Genomic DNA, 26,818 nt, shown 5'->3' on the forward strand with positions numbered 1-26,818 from the left:
TCTCCGGTGCGAGCCCGTATCAGTGTATCCCGCACAGCATGTGCACGGCGTGCACGCGTCGGCTCGAGTTCCCACCCGCCCGACGGTGGTCCGACCCAGACGACTACTCCTCGAAATCGATCGCCGTGGCCTGTGCCGCGAGGGAGTCGAACCGATCGATCGCCCACTTTCGAACCCGCGAATCGGTCGACTCGAGGAGTGCCGTCGGAAGGCCGTTCTCGTCGTCGACACCGATCTGGACGGCATCGTCGACGACGCCCAGATAGAACGGAATCCCGCGCTCGACGACGGAGACGGAAACGGAGTCGGATGCGGCGACCGTCGCGAACGAGTCCGCGATCGACGGCTCCGTCCGCAGCGTCTCGGCGACCGATTCCGTGACGATCAGTTCGAAGACCGCGCCCGCTTCGACGGCCTCCTTTGTCCGTTCGATTGGCTCGGCCCCAGTCGCCGGCAGCAACACTCGGGCCCGCGTCGCGTCCGCAAGGCTCGCAGCGTGGTACTCGACCGGGCCGTAGGGATTCGCCGCGGTGGCTTCGACGACCGTTGCGTCGACCAGCCACTCGAGATCGAAGTCGAGTTCCGTCGCCGGAATCCGCTCGAGCACCGGTCGCAAGCGCTCCGCCCCGTCGATCCGCTCGATCGCCGTCGAAAGCCCGGCCGTCGCGAGCGAGCCGGCCGACGTGAGTTCGTAGCGCCGATCGCGCTCGCGGATCAGCCCCCGTTCGATCAGCCCTGTGAGGTTGCGTTGCAGCGTCGTTCGCACGACGTCGACCTCGGCCCGCAACGCGTCTCTGGAAACGGCACCCTCCGCGGACAGCGTCTCGAGGATCTGCACCCGACTCGACGAGCGCGCCACGTACTCGAGCGTTTCGATCGCGTCCCCCTTTCGATCGGTCATCACGTCTGGTTAATCAAGCGAACCTACTTTATCGCACTGGCCCCGCGGGCGGTAATCGCCGGGACGGCGTCGGGACGAGGGCCGCGAACGACCCCGATTCAGACCGAGGGCCGGCGGCCGGCCTGTGTCTGCGGGCACAACCGTATAGAGCAATACGGCCAAAGAGCGGGACATGGAGACGCGATGGACGACCGTCGACGGCGTTACCCTCGAGCTACCGGCCGACAGTACCGTCAGCGAACTCCGAGACGCGCTCTACAAACCCGACGACGCCGCGTTGGTCGCGGTGACGGGTGACCTCGTCTCGGTCGTCCACGACGAGGATCGACCGCTTTCCGAACTGGTTGCCGGCTGTGCGGACACCTACTACTTCCGTCGACCGGACGAACCCGAGCGAAACGAGGTGCTCGCCGCACCGGAACTCGAGGACGCGTTGAACGGACCAACCCGCGGGAACGAGTCGGCCGAGACGACGTTCCAACGGCCCGGAATCGACCACTGAGACGGAGCCGTTAGACGACTTCGACCGGATCACCGACGCGAAGCGTGTTCCCGCGGTCGCTTTCGGCGACGCGCGTAATGATCATCAGCGAGTAGTAGTGATCGAACGCGGCCGCGTCGGCCCACTCGGGGAACGTTTCCTCCCGCTTCCGGATGAATCGGTTCCGGAACTCCTCGATCGGTTCGCCAGTGTCGGGATCGCGTTGGGGCACGACACAGCGGCCACAGGGCGTGATCCCCTCGAGTCGAACGCCGCCGATCTCGAACGCCGGCGCGTCCTCGCCGACGAACCGGTCCTCCCAGAAGGGCGCGACGCCGGACACCTCGACGTTCGCCCGGATCCGCCGCCGCGCACTTTCGACGGTCATCCCGTCGAACCACGACGCGACAGTCTCGAGGGTCGCCGTGCTGACTACCGAGGGCCCCATTTCGCGCCGATCGACGAAGCCCAGCGAAGCGTCTCGCTCGAGCGAGAGGTCTGCGTCGAAGAACTCGCTGAACCACGCCGCGGCGGTCTCGCGGTCGGCGTCGAGATCGAACCGGCGCGTCTCTCCCGCCGGCGGGTCGACCGTGAGGACGGCCCGCTCCGGATCGAAATCGGTATCGAGAACGTGTACTCGGTCGGTCCGTTTGCCGTTGAGAACGTCGCCGTCGGCGTCGAACAGGGCGAATTCCCTGTCGTGGGCGATCGTCCCGCCCTCGAGCACTGGAGCCGCCTCGATGTCGATCCCGTCGAGTCCCTTCACCGGATACGTGCGAAGCCGCTCGAGTTCTGCCATCGGCGACACGTATCAGCCGAGCCAGCATTAGTCTTCGTTCGAACGAAATCGGGCCGCCCCGGCTAAACGCCCCACTGGCAGCCTCTCCCGATCGACGGCCGGCGGGCCGGTCGGCCAGCCGGGCCGTCAATCGATCGTCACGACGGGCGTATCGGTCTCGTCGAACTCGATCGTCACCTGATGGTCGACGTAGGTAAAGCCGACGTGGCCGGATCGGGGGCCGCCCGACTCCGTGGTCGCGAAGAGAGCCGCGAGTGCGTCGGGATCAACTGCGTCGAACAGCGGCGGGAGCGAGAGCGGATCGACCCCCTCGAGTGCCGCGACTCCGGTGACGATCCGTTCGTGTACCCCGTCGGCATCGACCGCGAGGGATTGATCCATTGCTATCTACCGCCACACCGCTGTATTAATAGCTTTCGAAGGATCTGTGGCCGATAATAATTGCCAACGGAAACCAGGGGCTGAAAGACGAAAATGGCCAAGGTCGTCCATCGAGACGGGAAACGAACCAGCCGACGAGATCGGCGACGAACGACCGGTCGTCGGGTCGCGTTCGTCACCGGTACTCGTCCCCGGCGGGAACCCCGCCGACACGTCCGTCGCGGCGATACTCTCGGTACCGATCGGCGAGCGGACCCCGACCGAACGCCGCCGACTCCCGTCTCAGTCACGGTCTCGGGAGTCGTGGATACTCGACGGATCGGCCCGCCGGAAATCCGTACAGCGCAAGATCGGTTCCCGAGAAATGGATCGGTCACTCACGAACTCGCCATCCAAATACTGGTAGGGTGCTTTACGGCCGATTTTCACCGATCGAGGACGACAAGATGTCGTGGTCACCAGACGGACTACCGAACCGAGAGGTCGTCACCCCCGCTCGGCTCCGTGAACTCGAGTTCGATCTCGAGTTCGCGGTCCCGTTGCTCGGAGAACTCGACCTCGACTTCGACGGGATCGCTGTAGTCGAAGGGGATCTCCCACTCCGACGCGGAGATCGTAAACGAGGTGCCGGCCTCGAGCTGGTCGGCGAGATCGTGGAGGAACGCCGCCGTCTCCTCGCGGGAGAGATACACCTCCTGTTCGAAAAAGCCGCTCGTGATCGTCCGCCGGTCGCTGGTCCGCTCGTCCGGAAAGTCGACGCGATCGCTCATGGGACAGAGTGACATGCCAACGGAAATAAAGCCTCGTTCACGCCGTTCGATACGTCGACCTTGAGGCCGGGCTCGAGCCGCGAATCTAGACTGATCGCCGAAACCCTTCTTGTGTGCAGCGCCCGATATCTAGCGGTATGGACCTGCTCGACGCGTTGGGCAACGGGACGCGCCTCGCCATCCTCAGGGAACTCTCGCGGGAGCCGATGTACGTCTCGGAGCTCGCAGAGGCGACCGGGATGGACGGCAAGACGGCCGTCCACCACCTCTCGACGCTAGAAGAGGCGGGACTGGTCGTACACTACCGGCGCGGGAACAAGAAATACTACGAACTCGTCCGCAGCGTCGAGTTACGGATCACCCCGCCGCCCGAACGGACCTTCGTTCTCCAGGCCGATGATGTCGACGAGACAGATCGGCTCGCGAGCGACTGAACGGAGCCATCCACCGACGGCAAACTGCGTTCTGATCGCTCGAGCGTGTATACATTTCCCACGGAAATCCATTCCCGGCCTGTTAGCTATATGTGAACAGCTACCGTGGATCATGGACATGATCGAAGCGGCCGTCGAGAGCGTGGTCGAAGCACAGGGGCTGTGGGCCGCGTACCTCGTCCTCGCTATCGGCGCGATCGTCCTAACCTACAGCGTCGAAAAGCTCATCAGTTATCTCACGCGGGCGGCGCTGGGGCTTGGCGTCTCGATATTCGCGCTGGCGATCGTCTTCACCGGGATCGAATTCGACGACACCGTCGTCGCGCTCGTGTTCGGTGCCGGCGAACTCGAGCAGGTCGCGCTCGGCACCGCGCTCGGGACTGCTCTCGCGATCACCGGCATCACGCTTGCCGTCGCGGCGATCTACAGACCGTTCCCGGTCGAGGTTCCCCGCGACTACCTGCTGCTACTCGCGATCGCCCCGCTGCTTTTGATTCCGTTCGTCATCGTCGAGACCCTCACGCTCGGACACGGGCTCGTTCTCACCGGCATTTTCGTCGCGCTCTTTGGCTACATCGTAGTCCGGGAACTCCAACGCGACGTGCCCGTCTTCAGAGATTCGGAGATCGCGGAGCGAATCGAGGCCGACGGCGGCGTCCCCATCGACGAACTCGCCATCGAAGACGTCGACAGCAGGACCGTCCTCGAGGACATCCCCGAAGACCGCTACGTCGCCGAGCGACGCTACGAGGGCGTCTTCTGGCTCGGGTTCGCCGGCGTGGCACTGGTCGGCGTGATGGCCGGTGCGCTGCTCCTCGAGACGGGCTCGGAGGCGATCATCGAGTCGTGGGGGATCGAGGAAACCGTCTTCGGCGCGACGGTGTTGACACTCGTGTTGACCGTCGAAAACCTGCTGTTGACGATCGAGCCGGTCCGTCGCGGGATTCCGGAGATCGGCATCGGCCACGTCATCGGGAGCGTCATCTTCTCGGTGACGGCCAACGTCGGCGTCATCACGTACGTCGCCGACGTGACGATTCCGCGCGAGGTCCTGTTCTTTCACCTGCCCGCCGTCGCCATCCTCACGGCCGTCGCCGCGGCCGTCATCTCGACCGGACGGGTTCGCCGACACCACGGCTACGCGCTCGTCGCCCTCTACGTCGTCTACTGGCTGTGCTCGCTTCTTTTCTTCGGCGGCATCCCGATTCCCGAAGCGCTGTGAGCAGGCCGGCGTTCGCTGATCGCCTCGAAGGCCGACACTTGATAATAAGTGATAGAGCGGTGTAGACGCGGAGACATGGTCGTTCCGAGTTCCCCGATCGCCCTCGTCGGGCTGTTTCTCGTCGGCGTCGTGCTGGTGATCTGGTGCGTAGAGGTCTTCATCGAGGCCGTCGCCCAGAGCGCCGTCTCGCTCGGGGTTTCCGGCTTCCTTCTCGCGGTCGTGTTAGCCGGCGTCGACCTCGAGAACGCCGTCCTCGGTGTCACCGCGGCGTTCGTCGAACTCCCGGCGCTCGCGCTCGGAACGGTGTTCGGGGAGTCGCTGTTCGTCCTCGCCGTCGCCGTCGGTCTCGCGGGGCTCCTCGTTCCGTTTCGGATAGACGTTCCGCGGCTGTATCTGCTCATGCTCGTTCTCGTCCCCGTCCCAGCGTTCGCGATGTCCCTCGACGGAACGATCGGCCTACTCGAGGGAACTGCGCTCCTCGCCCTGTTCGTCCCGCTGCTCACGGCGATCTTCTGGCGCGAGGGGCGTTCCGAAACGACGTATCTACTTGCAGAGGAGATACAGGAGGTGGTCGGTCTGGAGGCCGAACCGGATGCGAGGACTGGGAGGGAAACGAAGGCCACGAACGGCGGCGACGAACCCGACCGGCGAGTGAATCGAGCACGCGATTCGGCTTTCGATCTCGATCTCGACGATCTCGTCCCGTCGTTCGAGCATCGAAGCGGGCGCTTCAATCTGGGTGTGGCCGTCCTCGCGACGATCGGCCTCACGATCGGCTCCGGGATCACGGTGGTCAGCGCCGAAGGGATCTTCGTCGCGCTCGGCATTTCGGGGCTGGCGTTCGGCGCAACGGTGTTGAGCTTCATCGCCTCGATCGAGGAGTTGGCGCTCACCGTCGAACCGGTGCGACAACACCGCCCCGAACTCGCCGTCGGCAACGTGGTCGGCAGTACCGTCTTCTACATGACTGCGAACGTCGGCATCATCGCGGCCCTCCATCCGATCGGGTCCGGCGGAGACGTGTTGACCCTCCACTGGCCGTTTCTCGCCGGCTGTCTGCTCGTCGTGACGGCCATGCTTGCCCGCGGTCGCGTCACCCGCGTCGGCGGCATCGTCTTGTTCGGCCTCTATATCGCCTACTGGATCGCGAACTATCTGTAGCCGAACGGCCCCGATCGACTGCGACGCTTTTCGTGGCCGGTCTCGGGCTGCTAGCAGCGGCTCACGAGGAGACAGTCACCGGCGAGCAGAAGGAGTAGAGTCTCGCCGCGGCTCGACGGCGATCCGTTCTTACTCCGTATCGAGTTCGAACTGTTCGTTCTCGCTGACGGCGTTGAGCACGATGCTCGTGTTCGACTGGTTGATGTCGGGATCGGTAATCAGCGTCTTGATCTGATCGTTCATGTCGTCGGTGTCCTCGAACTTCCCGATGGCGATCACGTCGTAGTCACCGGTGACCTCGTAGACGGAGATCATCTGGCGGTGGTCTTTCAGCGTCTCGGTGATCTCGGGCAGCGCGTTCCCCTCAGCTTTGAGCTGCATGACGGCGGTTACGTCGTAGCCGACCGCGTCGTAGTCGACCTTCGGCGTGTAGCCCTCGATCACGCCCTCTTCCTCGAGATCGGAGAGGTGATTCGAGACCGTCGTCACGGAGACATCGAGTTCTTCGGCGAGGCTGCGCAGGCTCGCGCGGCCGTCGTTGAGCAGTTCGTTTACCAGATCCGAGTCCAGGTGTTCGTAGGTCATTGAGTGGTATGACACACTCCACCTACTAGGAGTTTACGAATATCCAGTTCTATCCGCGTCCGGTAAGTCGGTGTTGCAGTGTGCGCGGACAACGCTTGTAGAGGTGCGAATTACTGCACTCACAGTAACTTGGCGGCAACTGTACAGAACGGGGGCGGTTCTCAGCGTCAAAAAGCGGGACGAAAACCGTTCGGCCATGCTGAACTCCGCCACTCTATTCGGCAGGCCTTTATTTCCGTCATCGGTTCTCTCGAGAGTCCAACCGATTCAACGCGGCCAGCCACCGGTGTACCGGAAGGGATTATCCCGCTCGACCACCGAGAACCGATATGCAGCGGTGGACCAAGCCAACGAGATCGTCAGGGACCGAGGGTATGATCACTCGGAACCGAAGCCCGAAGCGACACGTACCATGACCGACGACCCGCTCCCGTCCGAACACCTCTCGCCGCTGGCCGCGCTCGTCGACGAGGTACTCGCGGGCGTCGGCTACGAAATGACGGCCGCCACCGACCTGATCAATGACGCTGTCCCCGGCTATGGCGGTCTCTTCGACCCCGAAACCACCCCAGAGGAGTTGCGTCGCGCACTCGAGGCCCTGCTGGAGTCGGGACTCACCCGGCCATCCGTCCCCGAGCCGACGAGCGACGCATTCGTCCTCTACGTCGACGGCAGTTCACGCGGCAACCCCGGTCCCGCTGGGGCGGGCGCTGTCATCATGGACGCTGGGGAGGACCAACTCGCTCGTCTCGGCCGACCCGTCGGTTCCAGGGCGGGGAACAACACCGCCGAATACGTCGCCCTCCAGCTCGGACTTTCCGAACTATTAGCTCGCTACGAGCCACGCAAACTCGAGGTACGCATCGATTCGATGACCGTCATCCGAGACGTCTGGGGTGGCAACGGCCCGACAGAGCCAGGCGTCGAGACGTACAGCGAGGCCGTTAGGGCTGCACTCTCGAGCGTTCCGGACCATCGGTACACGCATCTGGCAGACAGCGACCCGAATCCCGCCGACGCACTGGCGACGGTGGGGGCCGATATCGCGGCCTTCGGACCCAGATAGGAGCACTACACCGCTTCCCGTTCGAAATCCCGGCTCTGTCGACTCCGTAGAAGCGACGAGACCTCACGTACCGACTTCACCCGTATACCGGCAGAAAGTGATCAGTTTCGCTTCATCGACTGATAGGGATCGCGCTCAAATCCGCCGAAGACCGCCGTAGAAGTGTCCAGCCTGGGACTTGAACTACGCGAACCGCTCGTACCGCTCACGTTTCTCCCATTCAACTCACAGCCCACACTTTCGGCTCACGAATTTGTTCGTCGAAAAATGCTCCGTCTGGGATTCCAACCGGTGGTTTACATGCTCATCTGATAATCCCCAAGATGGATGACGCGAAACGTTGATCGTCGACTCGGGAGGTTGCAGGAGCGTATCGAACGCGGCGAAGACATGGTTGGAGACGATCAAAAGGCGCTCAAAGACTTCGATAAACAGCTCACGCTTCTCGGTAGCCAGTATGGTAAGCAACGACGTGAAAAGTTGCTCAGACACTGCGTTCGGATGGCCGAAGAAGTAGGCGACCTTGCAGCTACTCTTGACGACGAGGGTGCTGCTGAGGAAATCGTCCGCTGGATCCACGATACCTACGACAACGAAGAGTCGAATCGAGATTATCGAATCGCCCTCCGACTGTTCGGAAAACACGTTACGGAGGGAGATGACATCCCGGACTCCCTCTCTTGGATTCCTACGACTACGGCTCGCAACTACAATCCGACTCCTGATCCCGCCGAGATGCTCTGGTGGGACAAGCACATTAAGCCGATGCTCGACGAGTGTCGGCAGCCCCGAGACAAAGCCCTCATCGCGGTCGCGTGGGACTCGGGTGCCCGAAGTGGGGAGATCCGCAATCTCACTGTTGGTGATGTTTCCGACCACCAGTACGGGTTGCGAATCTCTGTCGACGGAAAGGTCGGTGAGAGGACGATCACCTTGATCCCGTCTGTCCCATATCTTCGACAGTGGTTGAACTCTCATCCCTCTCCAGACGACCCAGAGGCACCTCTTTGGTCGAAAATCAACACTCCCGAGGATGTCAGCTATCAAATGAAGCTGAAAATTCTGAAGGGAGCGGCCCGAAAGGCGGGAATCAACCATACTGAGGTAACGTTTACTCAGATGCGGAAATCCTCGGCCTCCTATCTCGCTTCGGAGGGCGTTAATCAGGCGCATCTGGAAGACCACCATGGGTGGTCTCGTGGTTCCGACGTGGCTTCTCGATACGTTGCTGTATTCGGTGATGCCAATGACCGAGCAGTTGCTAAGGCGCATGGTGCTGACGTTGAGGAAGACGAGACCGATCCGATCGCACCTCTTACCTGTCCCCGCTGCCACAACGATACCCCACGGAACGAATCGATTTGTGTATGGTGTGGTCAAGCGATGGAACACGGGGCAGTTGAAGAGATCGAGGAGCGACAACAGGAGACGCGGACTGAACTCCTCAAGATCGCCCGTGACGATCCCGAGTTGCTCGACGATCTCGAGCGAATAGAGCAGTTCATCGAACTCGCCGACGAGAATCCCGGGGTACTCCGGGAGGCCCGAGAGTTCGCCGACGCCAGTACGGACTGAGGTCGTCATTAGACGCGGCCCTCCATGTCCTGTTTCGCTCGATCGATTTCGTGCTCGATATCGTGGAGGAGCGGCTCGTCTCCATAGCGGATTATCGCCGCGAGAGCGAGCCCTCGAACGAACTTGTCGTCGCCGTGTTTGATGATACGGACGAGCGTGTCCTTGTTCTCCTGGACGTACCGATCCGGATCGGAAGCGGTCCCACTCATAGGAACTCACCCCCGGTTAGCCCGAAATCGGAAGGAGAGTGTTTCTCGATGTGATGTGCGGTCTTCTTGTTTCTGAGGCCAACACCACAGACCGGGCACTCGACGAGCCGGATCTTGTCGTGGCCGAATCGCTCGATTCGCTTTCCAATCTCGTCGCTAGTATGGCTACTAATTTCGTCGCTCGAGTCGACCTGACTACGTTCCGCGTTATCATCGTGGGTTGCGTGCATGCGTCCAGTCTTCGCAGCCGAGTCGGCCGGCCAGACCGGAGCCGGAGCCCAGAAGGAACCCGAATGCTGATATACAATGATTGCGTATCAGCTGGTACGGGGTTCCGATCTTCCTGATCGGCTCCAGCATCCATTTGCTTCGCCGGCGACACCCGCCCCGGATGAAGGGGAGAGCCCTGGAGTGTTCCAGCACTCCAGTGTTCTGTCGCCGTGGACCAACACCGCTGAGCCGTTGGTATATGCCTGCTACTGTGTCTTCTCGTCGTCAGCCGATTGCTGAGTGAGGAGACCTTGCAGGAATTCCGTATAGGACTCTCCGGCCGGTTTCTCCTCGCGGATCTCGTTTCGTACGTCCGGGTGTACTGGGATACTCGTCCACTCGGTCGACGACATATCAGCCACAATGTGCGCTTCCTAATTAGTTTTTTATATTACACCGTTAGTATCTATGGCTAATGCCGTATTACGACGATGAGGACGAGGAGGCAGTCGAAAAGCGGAAACTGCAACTGCGCTATACCGACGAGCCGCGCAGCCGTCCGTCTGGACTCCTCACATACAACGATCGCGAGTATCTGTTCGGTCAAAAAGATTTCGAGGAACACGTCGAGGCCCAATCACGCCAACGACTCCGTGATCGCATCAGGAACGGGCTGCTGGACTTCGAACTACTCTTAGGCTGTTTGGACGAGCAGGAGATTGAGACCATATTCAGCGACATGACTCCCCCGCCAGCTCCGAATCAGTCGAGGGGGCCCGAAGTCTACGATGGGGCGGCATTCACTATCGGGTTTCTTTATCACGCGATTAGTACACAGACCTCCGTGGACTTCGAGGACATCGTGGAGGAAGGTATCGAACAGGCAAGTTCATACCGAGAACACACCGACTCGCGCGGAAACAGGCTAACCGCAGAGGCAACCGTGAATATCGATGTGGATTGGAGCGTTTGGGAGATCGATTACGAGGGAGCTCGTGAGAAGTTGAGACAGGACGAACCGCTGAGCGATAGCGAAATCGCTGGTCTAGTACGTCACGTTGATCTCACTGACGAAGAGTGGGAAGCCCTCCGATCGATCTCAGGTGAATGAGGCCAATTCTGAGGTAGGAACAAGGACGTGTAGAGCAACTTCGACCAGCGGAAGAGCAGCGACGACCAGGCAAACAAGGGGGTGGTAGCAGCTGGTCGAGGGGCAGCCATCTCGATCGGGGCAAAACGACCGGGAAAAGGCAGAGACGGCAGGGGGATACGACCCAGTCTCGAGCAGCTAGAAAGGGGGCCCTTGAGGGGTGGTCATGGCTGGTCGAACGACTGGTCGGAACGGTTCTGGGAGAGACGACCAGTGGCGACCAGCCAAAAGGCGGAGAAGGCAAGGGGACACGAGCAACTTTCGAGCAGTCAGAAGGGGGCCCTGAAGGGGTGGTAGGAGTCGGTCGGGGACACCTTGCCCGGCCCGAGCAGCGAAAGAGCAGCAACGACCAGGCAACAAGGGGGTGGTAGCGGCTGCTCGAGGGGCGGTCGCTCTGATCGAGGCAAAACGACCAGCGAAAAGCAAGGGACGGCAAGGGGGTTCAAGACAGAGACGACCAGCAAAAACGAGGGGGTTCAGGGGGTGGGTAGCAGGTGGTCAAGGGGATATTTCTCCACTCAAGCAGTGAGAGACCAGCGATAGCCAGCGAAAAGCAAGGGACGGCGAAGGGGCAGGAGGCAACATCGAGCAGGGATAGAAGGGGAAAGAAGGGGCCTATCTCACCAACTCGTTTACCGCGAGCAGATCGAAAGCGAATCGACCAGCGAGATCGAGTGCTGGTAGTAGAGCTTTTTGCTGTTACCTGGTTTGCTCTTGCTACTCGTCTTTCGTCTTCGAGCGTAGCTCTCGAGTGCGCTGGACGTACCGTAGTCGGGCTTCCTCATCGAGAACGTCCCAGACATCGGGGAGTGGTGCAACTCCCTGTGTCGCCTCAGCAGCCAGTTCAGTGATCTCTTGCAATTCGTCGATCGCTGCGCGCATTCTGTAGATGTCCTCTGCTCGTAGCTCTTCGCCTCGATCGAGGCGACGTGCCGATGTCGAAAAGGCGTCTCGGGCGACTTCTTCGCTTATCCGCTCAAGTTCTTTCTGGAGCAATTTTCGACCAGTATCCTCTAACCCACGATTATTCATTGGTACTATGCCCCCGTGCAACGATTCCCCAGAACTCCTGAATCTGTACGCTGGACTTATCCGAGTCGTTCTCGTAAGGTATCATGCTGGTTTCTCCAGCACGGTCGAGGGTGTGGCAGCACCCGTCGGCCATTTCCTCAGCCGAACTCCCGCGCTTAGTCGCTATTCTATTATCCAATCCCTTGAACTTTACTCATTTGCAAATGTATTATAATTTTCATAATATAGCATCATTGGCAAATCAAACCGTATGTACATATACAGCTGTAGACACGACTACTACAATATGGCAAGAACAAGAGCATTGATGACAGCGACTGAACGGAAATACATATCAGGTAATGTGGAAGATGAAAGCAAGAGGTATCAAGCTATCTCACGGGTTCGGGACCGATTTGATGAACTCGAGAAAGATATTGAAGTTCTAGAAGAACATCATCCGGAACTCGTCGAGGAATTGCGAGAGACTGTATGCGAGTAAGAGATTAACAGCATAGCCCTATATCGTAAATCAACTAATCAAGCAAGTTGATAGTCATAAATAGTATAAAGATGGAATCCATGACTGATCCATTACTAAAATCCAGTTCAAATACTTTTCAAGAAATACACAGTATTCTGGATGGTTTGACTAACACAATTCCAAAATATGAGGCGAAACATGCAGATATATTCTATCTATTGGACCTGTGTGATTCAGAGAAAGTTGATGATTATGTCAACGAACTCTCTAGCAGACCCTCCTGGGAGATTACTTCACAAGAAGATCCACATACTTACTGGTTCTTACTCAAATTGCTTGATAAATATGGTATAGATCTATATGATCACGACATAATTGAAGATACAATCAATTCTCTTGAGAGAATTCAAACAAGCGATGGACAAATAATGGGGGAAGGTGGAACAGAAGGAAACGCACGGATTCTAAATATTGCATCAAGTAACGATGAAGCGCTTGATTTGGCAGCTAACTATGTTCTGAAGAGCTTCAATTCAAATCCAGATAATTTATTCAATAAGCCTCTTGCTCTATTATTCCTAGCAGAATATGACTTCCAAGATAATAGGGAAAAAGTGGAAGCAATAGCAGAGGAGATCAGCAAGCAGGAAAATCCGAAAAGAGTTGCCTCTGCAATCGTCGATTTAATTAATAATTCAGACACCCAATCGGCATCCAGAGAATATATCCTCCAACTCCGTGAGTTAAAAGATATATCAATTGCTACTTGGTCTCTTTCAAGAACAGATTCTGAACAGAGTTTGACTACCGAGTTTGCCAATCAGATATCATCTACTAATATCGTCAAGAACTTCAAATACCTAGGTGATAACGATAAATTGAAAAAAGAATTAGCAGCCCAAGAATTAAGAAATCCGTTTGATTCCAGTTTGGTTGACGATCAGATAGAAAATCCATCAGAAGAAGCTATAAGCAGCTTGAAATCCAATGCTGAAATTGGCGACTTTTCATCAGTCACCACTAAAAATATAGTCACATCACCAGCAACTACACTAGCACGGATCGGTCTTGGACTGGCCGCAGCAGGCCGAGGACCTCGAGTCTCTCGTGTTGAAGCTCGTTGGAAGCAGAATGTGCAAAAACAACAATTATCGAAGGCAACTCCGGACCTAGTTGCAACAATTCCTGCTACGAATTTGTCATCCCGCGAAACATCTATCCGGGATCGGGCAATTAAGATGGTTACTAACGCAACTGATTCACTTCGGATATCCTCACTATATATCGATATGGTATATGAAGAGATCATTGATGCTTCCGAACAGCCTAATGGGCCTGATATAAGAATCCTTTCACGGCCGCCAAGCGATGTTGATAGCGGCAACCGTCAATCGATTAAAAAATCAGTGATAAGAGAGCTGATCAAAGCAACCGAAGGAAACGTACGAAGTACACCACCTCTTCATAGCCGAATGCTTCTTGCTGATGAATCACGACTTCTGGTAACGACAGCTGATCTGACTCGTGACCAACTCGTAGACTATTACAATACTGGACTATATACCGAAGCGGATGAACCCGTAGAGGAGGCTATAGAACTCTTTGATCTAATGTGGGAACGATCTGATCACGTAAACTTATAGGTTACCTACCTAATCAAACTGTCCGCGAAGCCTGTCTTCGAGGACAATTTATTTCGAATTCCGGTCCAATTACTGCACTGAAACCCCCATTCTTCATGGTCTGTTGGGACAAAATTGTAGATCAAGGACAGCGATGAGACCCAACTATCCATGGAAGTCAGTTATGAGAACCCCTCCTCACTGATTGTTTTGTTTACGTTATGAGTGCCCTGTAAGTAGGCAAGCATAGTCTGAAATGCCGCTTTGTCTTCCTGAACCATCTCGGGGAACTCATACTCCTCATTATCCAATTTGATGTCCTGTGGGTGGGTATACTCCGCGGTTGGAATCCGATCACAGGGCAGTATTGGATTTTCATCATCGATTTGGTGCTGGACTTCGGCATACAGCCATTTTATTTCTTCATCAGCCTCCTCGATATGGTTCGCGACGAATTGTCGGATTTCATCAAGCGGAACATCCTCTCCGTAGAGATCGTTGTCTGCTACGACAGCAAGCACCATGACACCAGCTGGAACTCCATACTCAATCCTGAAGTCGTGATCTTCGCCAAGTATATTGCGTCGTCCCCACGTATCGAGATAACAATTGACTGCATTTTCGATGTCACCGGCAAGCACATGCCGGCGACCGATTACGTAAGTACTGATGAGAGCTTGCTCGTCATCTACTGCTTCGAGCGTACATCTGAATCGACCAAGCTGGCTTCTCGCTACCCATGTTCGGCGTCCCTTGCCTTCTAGTTGATCCAGTGTGAAATCACAGAGTGAGACAGCGGTCTCCTCCGCTCCAGCCTCCTCAAGTTCTATGCAAGATCGCTGTGCTACTTGAACGACTGTTTGGGGCTCACTCTGTTCATTCGAAAGAGTAAGACCCTGTTTGTAGGCTTTCAGCGCCTGCTCGGGGTCTCCAGCAGCAGCCCAGTAATCTCCCAGTATTCCATAGAGGGGCGGTGACTCAAATTCGTTAATCTGGTCTTCCAACCATTCTGCCGCCGCTTTTGGTCCTTCTTGATCTGCAATATCTTCTGCCTCTTTTGATGTGAGATAGTCTTCCCGTTCCTCTAGCGATACTTGATTATGTGTCTCTGGGTGTATCTGCAACTGTGGTTGATGTAGAGCTTTCAAGAGATCATCCAACGAATTGAACCCAGCGGGAGCCAACTGAATCAACTCCGTTTCTATTTTTTCAAGTCGTTCAGTAGGTCCATGTCGACGAAGGAACGATGCGTAGCGAGCCTTCGGTATCAACCCATCACTCTCATTGAGTGCGGTTCGGTGCCAATTACGAGCGTTCCCAATCTGATTAACATGCTCCAGATGCTGCGCATATCGCTGGCAGATCTGCGGGTCTTGATTCGATTCTTCGATCGCTGCTAAGAACATCTCTGTCGCATCATTGGCCCGTTGTTGAGAACTGAGAAACTCGGCGAACCGCGTACGAAAGAACGCGCGTTTAGATCCATCTTCACTGAGTTCAATCGCACGGCGATATGCGCCTTCTGCTATTTTATCTAAACCCGCATACGCAGCCACCGATGCATGATTTATGTAGCCTCCTGCTTTCTCTGGCTGTGTTTGGATTGCTTTCGTCGTATATTCAAGCGCCTCAGTTGACTGACTATTGGAATGTAGATACCCACTATAGTTGACATATATCATCCATCTGACTTTCGGCTGAATATCTTCGAGTAAATCACTACCCAATAACTTCTCGGTCGTCTCTTCGATAACCGACTCATCTTCTAGAGACGGATTCATGAGCAAATCTAACAGGAAATTCTGACAAAGTCCTACTGCAACCTCTTGATCTATGTACTGAGGTGCCGTCTCGGCAAGAAAAATGGCAAATTCATGAGACAGATGATCGATATCGTCATCGATTCCAGCGATCTGGATGTCGTGAAGTTGCAAGATCTTCCCTGAGTCACCGAGTGTCACCCATTGGCGATCCCGCAACTGCTGAAGTGCCCGGTCAAAGTCAAACGACTCGCTATTAAACACCTCCACGAAGAGCCCGCGGACAAGCTCACGATCATACTGGGTAGTAACTCGGTCGAGGAGCTTCACTGCCAGTAGAATATAACGTGCATCATTGAATTCATGACAGACCTGTTCATACTGTTCCTTCCAGACTGCAACTCCGTACGGTGGAATGTCGAGAATCTCCGCACGCGTAACTGTTCCTTCAGGAGGCTCCGGCTGTTTCTCTGAAGCCAAAAAATAACCTGCAGAAGATAGATAGAACGGACTTGGGCTACCAGTTCCGACAAACTTCCGAAACCGCTCACGAGCCCCCTCGTTAAAGTTGAGATCATAAGTTTCAACCACTTGATCGATCATCGCTTCGAGCGTTTCATTTTCAAGCGGTTGTAGACGAGTACGGTCAAACTCACGCCAAACCCGGTCCTCTTTCCAGTGATTGTAGTGCTGGAGGTTCCCTTGGTCTTCACTTCGGCACGTTGCAATCACGTGCAACTGCTGATCTGTCTCCAGGTTCGCTTCCAGTTTCTGTACGAACTCGTAGAATACGCTGTTCTCAGTAGCCCGATTAATACTATGAATGTCATCCCACAGCAACAATACATCACCTCGGTATTCACGTGTCAACGCTGCTTGAATATCATCAAGCCGTTGTACAGCTGGTGAGGGTAGCAGCACTGTTCCGATATCGCGCCGGTCCAGCCGTTGTTTCGCATACTGAAGAAGGGCACGTGACTTTCCACTGCCCTTCCGTCCAACAATCAGATGCTTCTGCGAAAGGTCTGCTGGCAATTCCGGCCGGCCAACAAACTCCATCGTATCAATCAGCCCCAACTGGTCTCGAAGCTGGGAAATCACCTCCTCTAATCCACCGCGTTCAAATGCTCGATAGTATCGCGCTTGTTCCAGATCAGCAATCAAACTCTCAAGATCGTCTTCGATCGCTCGTAAATATTTTAACAATATTTCATGATCTGACTCTCCAACAAGGCGGTTCTCTAACTCCTCGAGATACATCTCGACAACTGCCTGGGACACAGCATCTCCATCAGAGTCAAGTTCTGAAACGATCTCATCGATAGCCTCGTTTGCCGGTCGAGATCCAAATTCTTGAACGGTCTGATCCTCCGATGCCCGCGCAAACGCATTCCACAACTCATCGACAGTTACGTCGGTTCCATGTGTTGCGGCCCGCGCTGCCTGTAGTGGGGCACTTGCCTGCGCACTCGATTCACGGAGCCAATCGTAGCCTCGAGTGCCAATTTCGGCACCAATTGTGATAAGGGCGCTTTCAACGACTGGCATTTCTTAGTTGAATATATCCCAACAATATGAACGTCCCGGCCTAAAACTCGTTCAAGAATATAGTAGGAATAGTTATGTATTGTTCAAGTAATTATATCGGCTAGGAGAAGTATCCTTAGATTTGTACAATCACCAGTTTATACTATATGGTTCAGGTGTTGTATATTTAAGTGGAGATCCATCATCATTTAGATTAAAGCAATGGAAACGAATAAACTCGGTTGACTCATCATATTGATCGTAAGAATCGTCTTTTTCATTTCGAATCTTAGTTGCTTCTGGATCGTTACTGCTGATGAACACGGGAATAGCGACATCGTAGTCACTCACATATTCAGAGAGATATGACTGGAACTTTCTCATAGGACCCATCCATGGTGTGCCTCTTGGATGAACTTCGTCAGAAAGGCGTGCCTCGATTGTAATGTATTTGAGAATTATCCGTGACTCGTTGGTAATGATATCGCCCTGAAGAGAAGGTGAGTCTAACGCCTTGTCTAGACGGGTTGTATCGACATCTGGATGACTGATGCCGAGCCGTTTGATGTCATCGAGAGCCTGAATATCTCTCTCTTCACTGATTGATTCCCGCAAAAAGGTGCGAATTGCGTTTCTGAGGCCTTCGGTAGTAAATTGTGATTCCTCAGGGGCAATAAGGTGAAGCGTCCCAGGTCTATCTTTAAAAGCGTACTCGGCTGGCTCTGCGAGCGGAGCTATCACCCCAAGACAGTCAGTTTGGAGTTGGAATCCGTAGGAGAGTAACCGGGATCGAGCCCAGCTGCCCTCAAGTGGGTTCTTGTCTTGAGCATAGTACTTGCTGTCAAGGACCGCTTCTACGTCAACTTCTTCGTTGAGGACGACATGATCGGGTTGACTCGAGAAAGTGAGATCCTCGTCGTCGAAGATTTGGTATGACTTCTTCTCAATAGAAATATCATCAAGGCCAGTGACTGAAGGCATCTTCTGAAGTTGCTCAATTTCATCGCTCAACGAAAGTGTAACGTACTCCTCAAACAGTGACTCCATCCCGATGATGTACTCCATCAAAAGTTCCTCACGACCTTCATCAAGGGGCTGGCCAATTGTTGATGAAAGAATGGTTTTCGAGATTTGAAGTGCATCAGTGTAGTAGTGCCGTTGCCGCGGTATATCGTCGGAATTGATTTTGGGAACATCTCCGATGGAGATACTCTCACCGGTTATTCCTCTGTTTTTGAGACGGTTTACTGCTCGTTCAAGTCGAGAAAAAATTCGGGTGTAACTACTGGTCGCATCGGAGTCAGAATAAAAATGAAAGAGACGCTCAAGTTCAACTCCGGCATTGAAGATAATATCATTGACAGGAATACTATATTCGACCTTCTTTTCGACGAATTCATGTTTCGGTACCCCATTTGGGAGGTCAAAGTTCATGAGGCTCTGTTCGATATCGATTCGACCACGGCCTTGGAGTCCCTGAGTCCGCTCCTTCTTAAATGAACGCATAAACCCGTGACGAAAGATATCGTCTAAGCTATCGAGATAGTTGAGGGCGACGACAACGAAGATATCCTCAATTCCAATATCGTCAGCCAGAAACTCCCGAATAGGGATTCCTCGATATTCGAGGGTGCGGCCTCGTTCGCCGACATCGAGGAACATTTCTAAAATCTCACTCCACCCAATTTTCGGGTCGATCTGGAGCGTTGCATTGGGTGTGAGGTTCACAATACCGACGACATCTTCGGCTTCGATGACGAGTTCCTTCTCAGAAATCTCGACAGTGACAACCTTTGAGTCGCTGGCATCGTTTGTCGGGCGAACACGCTTAACGTAGGTGTTCGAAGCCTTGGCTTCTGAAAAGGCCGCCCTCTTAAGTTGGTCGACGATATCCTCTGGATACTCCTCAAGGGTTCGCTTTCCTTTTTCCTCGACGGTGATATGAGGGGCTAAAGCGCCGTCGATATCGCGTCCAGATGCTCCCGTACCACGATGGTTGCGTGTACTCATCGGCCGCTGAGACGCTGTTCCTCACTTTGATGCCGCTGTTCGGCGAGGTCAACTGCTGGCTGCAGATCAAATGAATCGAACTGCTCATTTAAGTCTCGATAGTGCGTCGGGAGCTCCTGGATCTGCGAGAAGGTGGCGTCGTTCAACAATCGTGGTAGGATGTAGATTTTGAACGCTTCACCGACAGCTCGCTCTGGATGGGCACTATAGACCCCTACGCCAGAATCAGAATCAGGATCGGGATTTGGATCCGTAGCTTTCGCGAGGAAATCGACGACGTCTCGGTAATGCATCGGACCGAACTGATGGATCCCCTCGCCTTCGTCAGTAAAGTTGAGACCCTCGTAATCGGCATGGAATAGCGAAATGAGTGCATCTGAATCAATCGGCAAATTAGCCAATGAGGTGTTCACCCAGTCACGAAAGAGTTGGTCACGGCTGTCGTAGTCGTAGCCTCCAACTTTGATCATCGCGAACCGACGGGTAATCGCATCATCAAGTTCGTTAACCGTTCGATCAGAGACATTCATCGTGCAGATGATTTTTACTCGCGGCGAGAGTGTGACTGAATCATCATTGTCAGTCACGAATAGAGTCTGGGATCGATTCTCGATCGCAGTATAGAGCGGACCAAAAATACGAGATATATCTGCCCGAGTCAACTCGTCGATGATGAGTCCCCAATCCTCATTATATGCTTCAGTCTGGAGGACTGCGTGTGGTACACAGCCTGGTTCTTTGACGTATTCAACTTCATTGTCATCGTAGTCTGGTGCGATTTTCCCGATGATATCCTGGTCTGTCCACGAGGGGGCGGCGGTTTCAATATCGTAGCCGACAGCTGTCTCCATAGCAAGCTGCTTGGCGAGTGTGGTCTTTCCTGTTCCTGTTGGACCATACAGGACAACAGGCTTACCGACTGCAAGAGCAGCGAGGGCGTTGTTCCAGACTGAATCGGGGACGGCGACATTGTGATCTCGCGGGTCATCAACTCGAGTGATAACATCCCGTTTCAACTCAGTCGAGATCAGTTGACTCTCAAAAATAGCCTGTCGGACTTGACCGATCCCTCGTTGGCCATCGTGGTGAATATCGACTGGGTCAGGTCCAAACGGTTCCTCTAACTCGTTCAGTAGATATCGAATGGTGTCTGCTTCCGATGCATCTTGAATGACTCGAACGGCAGTATTGATATCTCGTCGAATTTCGCCAGCAATTTTTCGCGCATCTTCAACACCGTAATCCGACGCACCCCTAGACTGACTCATGACACATATTTGTTCCAATCAGCTAATAAAACCCCTAGGAAGGTACGATAGAATACAAACTAAAAATTCAAGTTAGGATACGGAATTATTAATTAGTCTGCTTAATCTGCGCTATTACAGTGTCAATGATAGTCTCGAAATTAAGGCTCCGTAGTCGTCTAGCCAACTCGTGTGGCGTCTCTATTCCGTCTGTACCTGAGGAAGTGGCCAATTGAAGCAGATCTGAGAAAGACAATCCACAGAGCAGTGCATGACAAGCAGCAGTATCCATACAATCCACGAATTGCTGCCTCTGTTCCGACACGTAGTGGCTTTCCTCATTACGGATAACTACTCTTGGTCTAATTCGCTGATATACACCGCACTCCGGAAGATCTCCACAAGCAGGGACGCCGAGAAATCGTAGTGAGCCTCCTTGTACCGGAGTTCACCGTGCGCAGTACGATTCCGCAGCGCCCCCCCAGTAGCGTCGTGGTATCTGAACCGTAGAAACGTCACATACTCCTCGTCTAGCAACCCGTCCAACCGATTCATCAATCCACCAAACGTCTTCGGAAGATCTTCGCCGCGAATGGACGCAGTAATCGCAGTGCCCGAGGCCTCCAGCTGGTGTTTTATTGCTCCCTCGAGACGGGACATCCCGAGATGGACCGCCTCTGCATGCCGGTTCTCGAAGAACGCGATGATGAAATCCGTCAGGAAGGCTTTGTCATCGACAGTTGCCCCGTCAATCGATTCAAGCAATGTGAAGAAGTTATGCTCCTTGATCAACCCTTGATTGATGAGTTTATACAACACCCGTGCAGTCAGTCCGACCGATAATCTTGCCTCAGCGGAATACCAATCGGGAACATCAATATCTGACGTTTCGCTGGAGACCGAGTCTCCCTCATGAGTCATATACCGCCGTGGGAAGATCTCGGTAAGCGAAGCCGTTGGAAACAAATTCTCCCCTTCTGCCTTTTCTTCGGGCTGCGACCCAGAGTCAGAGGGTTCGTCATCGAGGTGAGGAAGAAAGACAGGGACTTTCACGAGACCCAAGAACGCTTGTTCGGGTGAGAACTCGTTGGCAGCATTTTCGAAGTTTTCGACCAACGTGTTCGCGGTAGAAGTGAAATTCTCAATAATTTCATCAGGGACCTCACTACCAACGGGCTCCATCTCCTGTTCGATTCCCTTTCGGTTCTCCTTGCGTTTTCCAAGCCGCCATCGATTGAGTGTATCCTCATCGGCAAACGACTCACACTCTTTCAGTGCTCCCTCTATCGTCGTTGCAGTCACTAAGTGACCTCTCGTCTTCTGGAACTCAATCTCGTCCTCATAGGACTCAATTAGTCCCTCTTGGACATCTTCGATGGATTCGTCCCTCTGTTCCTGGATTTGACGGATACGATGGAGGTAATTCCGCTGCGCATGGTAGTTGTGTTGCTTGTTGGTGTACTCCGCACGAGTCCAAGTGAACTCGACAAGTCGATCAAGCGTTGCTGAATCAATCGATCGAAGGTCCGCTTCCGAGATTGCATCCAAGATGCGTCCCGCACTCCCCTCGTCTGTATCGAACTCTGAATACTGCTCTTCGATCAACTCGATAGCGTCGTCGACGGCCTGCTGTAATCGGTCTTCGTGGTTCAATGAGTCGGCGAGATCGATGTACGCGGCGAGGGACCAGCTCGCTACGTGAAACCAGCAGTCATCAAGGGTCTGGTCGATTCCTTCTTCGTAGTTCTTCAAGGCGTACTCTGCTCCGTTCTCGTAGTCTTGCTCGTTCTCCCAACGTTGGTAGCCTCGAAGTGCTTCCAGTAACGGGTGTTCGGCGTCGGTGGATTCGAGAAGAGCGATATTGTAGAGAAGTTCATTCTGGATTTCCCCATCGATTTGCCGCTTCAATGTATGTAAGGCTGACCGGAAACCGAAATCATCGCTAGCGGAGGTATTGGCTTTATCGAGGGCGTCTTCAATGGGGTCCATTTACTACATCAAGACAACCTCCCATTCTTTACTTTTCGGAAGCACGAACTTCTCCGCGCCATAGAGTGCGTTTGAGTATCTGACGGCACGACATCGACACCCACGAGGTGGCGAAGAAGATTACAGATGGTCGGTTCGTCCCTCGGGCAGCCGACCCAGTTGACACCCACGACAGGCTCCTGGACTGAGGAACTGCCAGCTGCTAACACCTCAAGGGATACCACTGACCCCGATGCTGCATTCGTAGGAGTGTCCGAGAATTCGGGGAAAGTCGGACAGAATTATCCGTTTTTGTCCTTGAGTACCGTTGAATAATCCAGACCTTTGGTGATTATTGTCCGAGATCTCTGCAAACCGGACACGATAACTATCCTGTGAATGTCGACCTGCTCTTTTCCGGAAGGATATGATAGGTGATGAACATTGAGGAAAAGGTAAGTAGAAACTATTATTGAAACACACTATCCAATTTTATATACTACTCAATGGGAAGCGCGAAGGATGAGTTAAGTGGTGAAACCGATGTCCTTTTAGATCATAGAGCAGGCAGATTGGAGGATCTCGCTAATAATTCTATTGAACTTATAAAAATCAACCTCTTAGTTCTGGGTCTTTTCACACCGATATTCTCTACCTTGGAAGGAGGTATCGAGAAAATTAGTACTGTTGTCTTATCGGATTTCGGCAAGTTCGGATTGGGATTCTGGGCATTGGCAGTCATCTCGTTAACATACGTTTTTCGGCGAACGAGATCAAGTTCAATAGATCAGTTCTCCCCTCTAGAAGATGCTATCTCTAATGGATATGGCCGGAGTACTCTTAAACAAGATATTGCAGATGGAAAGAAGGAGTACGAAGAAGAAACTGATGAGCTGACTGGTCTATTATCTATAGCAATTGGATTCTCTCTTAGTTCTATTCTTTTCCTGATATTTGCGATTGCTGAGTCTGGTACACCAGAAGACTATATGAGTTTACAGACCGGAATCGCAATTGTTCTGGTTATTTATATTATAATATCTGGCCAGAGTAATATAATTGTGCCCCGTCTGGCTTGGTCGAAAATAAGCTCCCCTTTTGATTTAAAGGAAAGAATGAATTCATCTATGGTGAAGAGAGCAGTGGACATGTCTGCTCGTATTGGATCTGCATCTTTATCAATATATCTTACTAGTTATTTGCTTGATAGGATCGAAGAGCAGGAGAAAGAGGAAGAAGGCGAAATTACATCTACTTCTTCGAGGACGATCTCTGAAAGCCAAATTGAAGAGGTAGACAAAACATCAGATATACTGACAGGTATAGAAGGGATCCCAAAGATTCGAGCGCGTCTGCTCTTAGCCCTTTATGAGATCTTTGGTGAGGAACAATTCAGGTACGATGACGCAGAATCCGCATTAGAAGATACGGATATTGCACTTACACCATCTATAATCCAGCGTCTGGTTAAAAGTGGTTTATTGAGCGAGACTGGCATTCGTCAGGTGGTTGCGCTCAATGAAAGAACAGCCGAAATCATCCATTCAGTAGATGAGGAGGCTCAGGAGGAAATTGACAGGCTACTGGAGAAAGTGAATGAAAATGAGGATGCAAAAAGAGCACTGGCTCATGAACTGAAGATAACGACAGACTCTGTTGAGCAATTCTTGTCTGACACGGATGATAGTGAGAAGATAGATCGTTTGAATGCGAGTATTACTGCATTAGAAAAGTCGGGATTCAATACAGACGAGATCGGACGCATATCTTTCATACAGACTCCAAAGAGATATACTATAACTGAGAGAGCAAAGAATGCAATTTCGTCCGCTAAGTACGAAACTGAGAAGCAGGAGAGAAGGAATAAGGTTAGAGAAGCAGAAAAAACAAAACGACTAATGGTAGTTGAGGGTGCCGGGGATATTCATGGAACATTATATCTGTCTGAAGTTAGTCCTGGCCCTGATAATAAATTCACTTGCCATCTCCCCGATGCGGAGATAGATGAAGAAGAGAAGAAAGAGTTAGCTCAATTAGAAAACGGAATGAGAGTTACTGTGAAATTGAGAGATGGTGCTGGAAGTTCCTCGGTAATTGAGAAAGTCAAACAAATCGGATAACAGATGAAAATTAACGGTCATCGCTAGATTCTATCTTAGGTGTGTCCCTAAGGGGGACTTCAGCAAAACACATTCCTGCCTTCCCGTGCCGTACCCCTGGGGGGTGGAACACCGAGCTATACAGAAAGAAGCAGAGTTTGCTGCGAAATCGCCGCGCTAGATAGTGTTGCCACTACCGAGGCGGGTTCAGCCGAGGTGGTGCCACGCCACTGAGACAAATGATTTCGTCTCAGTCTTATCGATCGACCGGAGACCAGAGTCGATCTCCTTCTCGTATTGGATCTTGGCCATCCGGTACCGGTCCTCGGGCATATCGGCAGCAGTCCACAACTCGTAGCCTTCTCGGATCTTTCGCTTGATATCGTCTACGACACCGAACTCCAGTCGCAGCTCCTCTCCATCCCGGTCTCGGACATCGATATCGTGTTTTGCAGCCCATGCGATGAACGCGCTCGTCGATTGATCGAGTCCGCGTTCGGCCGCTTCGATCGCCTTGGCACCGGCTTCCGCAGCTCGTCTCGTTGCTTCCTTGGCTTCTTTCACTGCGTCGTGGACGAGATCCGCGATGTACTTCGATCGAAGAGAGACCCGTCCATACTCCCGCTCGACCAGCTCCGGAATTCTGTTTAGGGCCCTACGGACACTCCCTGGATGGCGGCCCGTCTCGTCAGCGATATCCTGTGGACTCACCTCGCCACCGTCCGTGACGAGAACCTCGAGGGATTCCCACGCCGTCGGGGCGATGCCGTCCGCGAGGTGCTTGATGACGACCGACTCTTGACGGTGCTTGATTTGCGTGAAGTCGAGTTCGATGATATCGCGGTCGCGGTCGGAGTCCTCGGCCACGAAGTATGCATCGTCGACGTAGGTTCCAGCCCCCGATCGAAGTGGAAGGCCCGCTTCCGCGAGAACGCTGAGAAGCGTCTCCTCGAGTTCACGATTGAGACGTTCGAGATCGGCTGGGGACGCATCGAGTTGCTCCTTCCAGAACGATCGTTGGTAGGACACACCGACTTTCGGATGCGCGATCGACCGATTGTTGTCCAGGCTCACCGCCTGCTGCGCGTAGTAGTGCTTCACCTCCTTCGGTAGCTCGTGCGATGGAAACGCCTCACGGACACGTCGTGGGCCGAGAGTCGCCGTGTGATAGTATCCGGGGCGATCTCGAGCATGTTCATCGCTGTCGTACTGAACTAGTTTGCGTCGCCCCGTGCGGTCGTTCTCGAGCAGGTGACCCAGTTGGGCTATCGGACCGTCTCGAGCATGCACTGGGCCGCTTTCGTTCTTGTCGATGCGCACGTATCGCTCGGCATCGAGGATCGTCGAAAACTCGTGCAGCTTGTCGAAGTATCGGCTATTGATTCCGACTGCACGCATCGCCCGCTGGATCAGCGGTTGATAGCGATCGAATTCGATATTCGACCCCTGAACGTGGAGGTTCACCCCTTCCTCAAGATCGTCGGGCATGGAGATCGTCCCACCGCCCTTGCTCCGCATTCCCTGCCAGCGCGGAGCGATATGAGTGTGGAACGACCGTTCACCAACAACATCGTCGCCGCTCTCTACGCTGAGTTCGAATTCGCGCATCTCCGCGAGTCGGAACTCGGTTCCCGTCGGGAGCTGGTCGCCTGGATGCTCGAGCCCGGAGTCACGATAGGATAGCGTCGCGTGCCACGGCTCACCCTCGAATTCGAACTCGGCGTGTTGACTCCCGTCGCCGTCCTTGATCCGGCTATCGCACGCGAAGAACGGATCGAGACCGTGCTCGGCAAAGAGGAAGTGTGCCGCGAACTCGTGGGGTGCGGTCTCGATCAGTTGCACCCGCACTCACCTCCGAAATCGCGGTCGTAGAGAGACCGGTTGCTATCGAAGGTCGTTTGGGCATCTAAACCCAGAAGGGTATGCTCCGTCTGGGATTTGAACCCAGGTCATCGGCTCGAAAGGCCGAAATGATTGGCCGGACTACACCAACGGAGCTCACACGGTCCCCGCACCACTGTGTTCAGCGAACCAGCGGAGCGCGTCTCGCAACTCTTTCTTGCTGAGGCCTAATGAAAAGCGTTCCGTTCCGCGGCGGCAATGGCATCATATCACGCACGTTGCACCCCTCGTTCTGCCGACAACA

At 54.0% G+C, this 26,818-nt stretch carries 22 protein-coding genes and 1 tRNA gene; 9 read left to right on the plus strand and 14 right to left on the minus strand.

What is annotated here, in order from left to right:
- Positions 1-103 precede the first annotated feature (103 nt).
- The gene (locus ACJYUO_RS12980; RefSeq protein WP_494345777.1) at positions 104-901 is read right to left on the minus strand and encodes a helix-turn-helix transcriptional regulator; all 798 of its coding nucleotides are present in this window, start codon (positions 899-901) and stop codon (positions 104-106) included.
- 172 nt (positions 902-1,073) lie between these two features.
- On the opposite strand from ACJYUO_RS12980, the gene ACJYUO_RS12985 reads away from it, so the two are divergent.
- Complete coding sequence (locus ACJYUO_RS12985) at positions 1,074-1,403, plus strand: hypothetical protein (protein ID WP_494345778.1); 330 nt, start codon at positions 1,074-1,076, stop codon at positions 1,401-1,403.
- 10 nt (positions 1,404-1,413) lie between these two features.
- Here ACJYUO_RS12985 and ACJYUO_RS12990 read toward each other — a convergent pair whose 3' ends face one another.
- The 3 genes from ACJYUO_RS12990 to ACJYUO_RS13000 all read right to left on the minus strand — a co-directional run bounded on the left by ACJYUO_RS12990 (position 1,414) and on the right by ACJYUO_RS13000 (position 3,332).
- Positions 1,414-2,181: an MOSC domain-containing protein gene (locus ACJYUO_RS12990; protein ID WP_494345779.1), complete on the minus strand. Its 768-nt coding sequence runs from the start codon at positions 2,179-2,181 to the stop codon at positions 1,414-1,416.
- A 126-nt stretch (positions 2,182-2,307) separates the two neighbouring features.
- Positions 2,308-2,562 carry a HalOD1 output domain-containing protein gene (locus ACJYUO_RS12995; protein WP_494345780.1) on the minus strand — a complete coding sequence of 85 codons (255 nt, stop codon included), beginning with the start codon at positions 2,560-2,562 and terminating at the stop codon, positions 2,308-2,310.
- A gap of 467 nt (positions 2,563-3,029) precedes the next feature.
- Positions 3,030-3,332 (minus strand): amphi-Trp domain-containing protein, encoded by a 303-nt coding sequence (locus ACJYUO_RS13000; RefSeq protein ID WP_494345781.1) that lies wholly within the window; start codon positions 3,330-3,332, stop codon positions 3,030-3,032.
- A 137-nt stretch (positions 3,333-3,469) separates the two neighbouring features.
- Here ACJYUO_RS13000 and ACJYUO_RS13005 point away from each other — a divergent pair, with 137 nt between their 5' ends.
- From ACJYUO_RS13005 to ACJYUO_RS13015, 3 genes are all read left to right on the plus strand, one after another.
- Positions 3,470-3,766, plus strand: coding sequence for an ArsR/SmtB family transcription factor (locus tag ACJYUO_RS13005; protein ID WP_494345782.1), 297 nt, complete (start codon positions 3,470-3,472; stop codon positions 3,764-3,766).
- A gap of 118 nt (positions 3,767-3,884) precedes the next feature.
- Positions 3,885-4,988 carry a sodium:calcium antiporter gene (locus ACJYUO_RS13010; RefSeq protein WP_494345783.1) on the plus strand — a complete coding sequence of 368 codons (1,104 nt, stop codon included), beginning with the start codon at positions 3,885-3,887 and terminating at the stop codon, positions 4,986-4,988.
- A 75-nt stretch (positions 4,989-5,063) separates the two neighbouring features.
- Entirely contained in the window at positions 5,064-6,149 is a 1,086-nt protein-coding gene (locus tag ACJYUO_RS13015) for a sodium:calcium antiporter (protein WP_494345784.1), read from the plus strand.
- Positions 6,150-6,278: 129 nt separating this feature from the next.
- Here ACJYUO_RS13015 and lrp read toward each other — a convergent pair whose 3' ends face one another.
- Positions 6,279-6,734, minus strand: a complete 456-nt coding sequence (gene lrp / locus ACJYUO_RS13020) for an HTH-type transcriptional regulator Lrp (protein ID WP_006431641.1) — start codon at positions 6,732-6,734, stop codon at positions 6,279-6,281.
- A gap of 412 nt (positions 6,735-7,146) precedes the next feature.
- On the opposite strand from lrp, the gene ACJYUO_RS13025 reads away from it, so the two are divergent.
- Both ACJYUO_RS13025 and ACJYUO_RS13030 read left to right on the plus strand, forming a co-directional pair.
- Complete coding sequence (locus ACJYUO_RS13025) at positions 7,147-7,800, plus strand: ribonuclease HI family protein (protein ID WP_494345785.1); 654 nt, start codon at positions 7,147-7,149, stop codon at positions 7,798-7,800.
- A 327-nt stretch (positions 7,801-8,127) separates the two neighbouring features.
- On the plus strand, positions 8,128-9,375 hold the full coding sequence (locus ACJYUO_RS13030; protein WP_494345786.1) for a site-specific integrase: 1,248 nt from the start codon (positions 8,128-8,130) through the stop codon (positions 9,373-9,375).
- An 8-nt stretch (positions 9,376-9,383) separates the two neighbouring features.
- Here ACJYUO_RS13030 and ACJYUO_RS13035 read toward each other — a convergent pair whose 3' ends face one another.
- Both ACJYUO_RS13035 and ACJYUO_RS13040 read right to left on the minus strand, forming a co-directional pair.
- Positions 9,384-9,584 (minus strand): hypothetical protein, encoded by a 201-nt coding sequence (locus ACJYUO_RS13035; protein ID WP_494345787.1) that lies wholly within the window; start codon positions 9,582-9,584, stop codon positions 9,384-9,386.
- Positions 9,581-9,814: a hypothetical protein gene (locus ACJYUO_RS13040; RefSeq protein ID WP_494345788.1), complete on the minus strand. Its 234-nt coding sequence runs from the start codon at positions 9,812-9,814 to the stop codon at positions 9,581-9,583. The genes ACJYUO_RS13035 and ACJYUO_RS13040 overlap by 4 nt, the downstream gene beginning before the upstream one ends.
- Before the next feature lie 455 nt (positions 9,815-10,269).
- Between ACJYUO_RS13040 and ACJYUO_RS13045 the strand changes: the two genes are divergently transcribed.
- Positions 10,270-10,905 (plus strand): DUF8102 family protein, encoded by a 636-nt coding sequence (locus tag ACJYUO_RS13045; RefSeq protein ID WP_494345789.1) that lies wholly within the window; start codon positions 10,270-10,272, stop codon positions 10,903-10,905.
- Between the two features lie 756 nt (positions 10,906-11,661).
- Here ACJYUO_RS13045 and ACJYUO_RS13050 read toward each other — a convergent pair.
- Positions 11,662-11,826, minus strand: coding sequence for a hypothetical protein (locus ACJYUO_RS13050; RefSeq protein ID WP_494345790.1), 165 nt, complete (start codon positions 11,824-11,826; stop codon positions 11,662-11,664).
- Between the two features lie 702 nt (positions 11,827-12,528).
- On the opposite strand from ACJYUO_RS13050, the gene ACJYUO_RS13055 reads away from it, so the two are divergent.
- Complete coding sequence (locus tag ACJYUO_RS13055; protein WP_494345791.1) at positions 12,529-14,082, plus strand: phospholipase D-like domain-containing protein; 1,554 nt, start codon at positions 12,529-12,531, stop codon at positions 14,080-14,082.
- Between the two features lie 161 nt (positions 14,083-14,243).
- Here the strand turns inward: ACJYUO_RS13055 and ACJYUO_RS13060 are convergent, their stop codons facing one another.
- From ACJYUO_RS13060 to ACJYUO_RS13075, 4 genes are all read right to left on the minus strand, one after another.
- On the minus strand, positions 14,244-17,369 hold the full coding sequence (locus ACJYUO_RS13060) for an NACHT domain-containing protein (RefSeq protein ID WP_494345792.1): 3,126 nt from the start codon (positions 17,367-17,369) through the stop codon (positions 14,244-14,246).
- Positions 17,370-17,498: 129 nt separating this feature from the next.
- Positions 17,499-19,358, minus strand: coding sequence for a 5-methylcytosine restriction system specificity protein McrC (locus ACJYUO_RS13065; RefSeq protein ID WP_494345793.1), 1,860 nt, complete (start codon positions 19,356-19,358; stop codon positions 17,499-17,501).
- The gene (locus tag ACJYUO_RS13070; RefSeq protein WP_494345794.1) at positions 19,355-20,626 is read right to left on the minus strand and encodes an AAA family ATPase; all 1,272 of its coding nucleotides are present in this window, start codon (positions 20,624-20,626) and stop codon (positions 19,355-19,357) included. The genes ACJYUO_RS13065 and ACJYUO_RS13070 overlap by 4 nt, the downstream gene beginning before the upstream one ends.
- Positions 20,627-20,956: 330 nt before the next feature.
- On the minus strand, positions 20,957-22,594 hold the full coding sequence (locus tag ACJYUO_RS13075) for a hypothetical protein (protein WP_494345795.1): 1,638 nt from the start codon (positions 22,592-22,594) through the stop codon (positions 20,957-20,959).
- Positions 22,595-23,079: 485 nt separating this feature from the next.
- Here ACJYUO_RS13075 and ACJYUO_RS13080 point away from each other — a divergent pair, with 485 nt between their 5' ends.
- Positions 23,080-24,693, plus strand: coding sequence for a hypothetical protein (locus ACJYUO_RS13080; protein WP_494345796.1), 1,614 nt, complete (start codon positions 23,080-23,082; stop codon positions 24,691-24,693).
- Positions 24,694-24,879: 186 nt separating this feature from the next.
- Here the strand turns inward: ACJYUO_RS13080 and ACJYUO_RS13085 are convergent, their stop codons facing one another.
- Positions 24,880-26,514, minus strand: coding sequence for a DUF7845 domain-containing protein (locus tag ACJYUO_RS13085; RefSeq protein WP_494345797.1), 1,635 nt, complete (start codon positions 26,512-26,514; stop codon positions 24,880-24,882).
- A gap of 81 nt (positions 26,515-26,595) precedes the next feature.
- Positions 26,596-26,670 (minus strand) — tRNA-Glu (locus tag ACJYUO_RS13090).
- Positions 26,671-26,818 lie beyond the last annotated feature (148 nt).

This window comes from Natrinema sp. CRL1 (assembly GCF_059162405.1).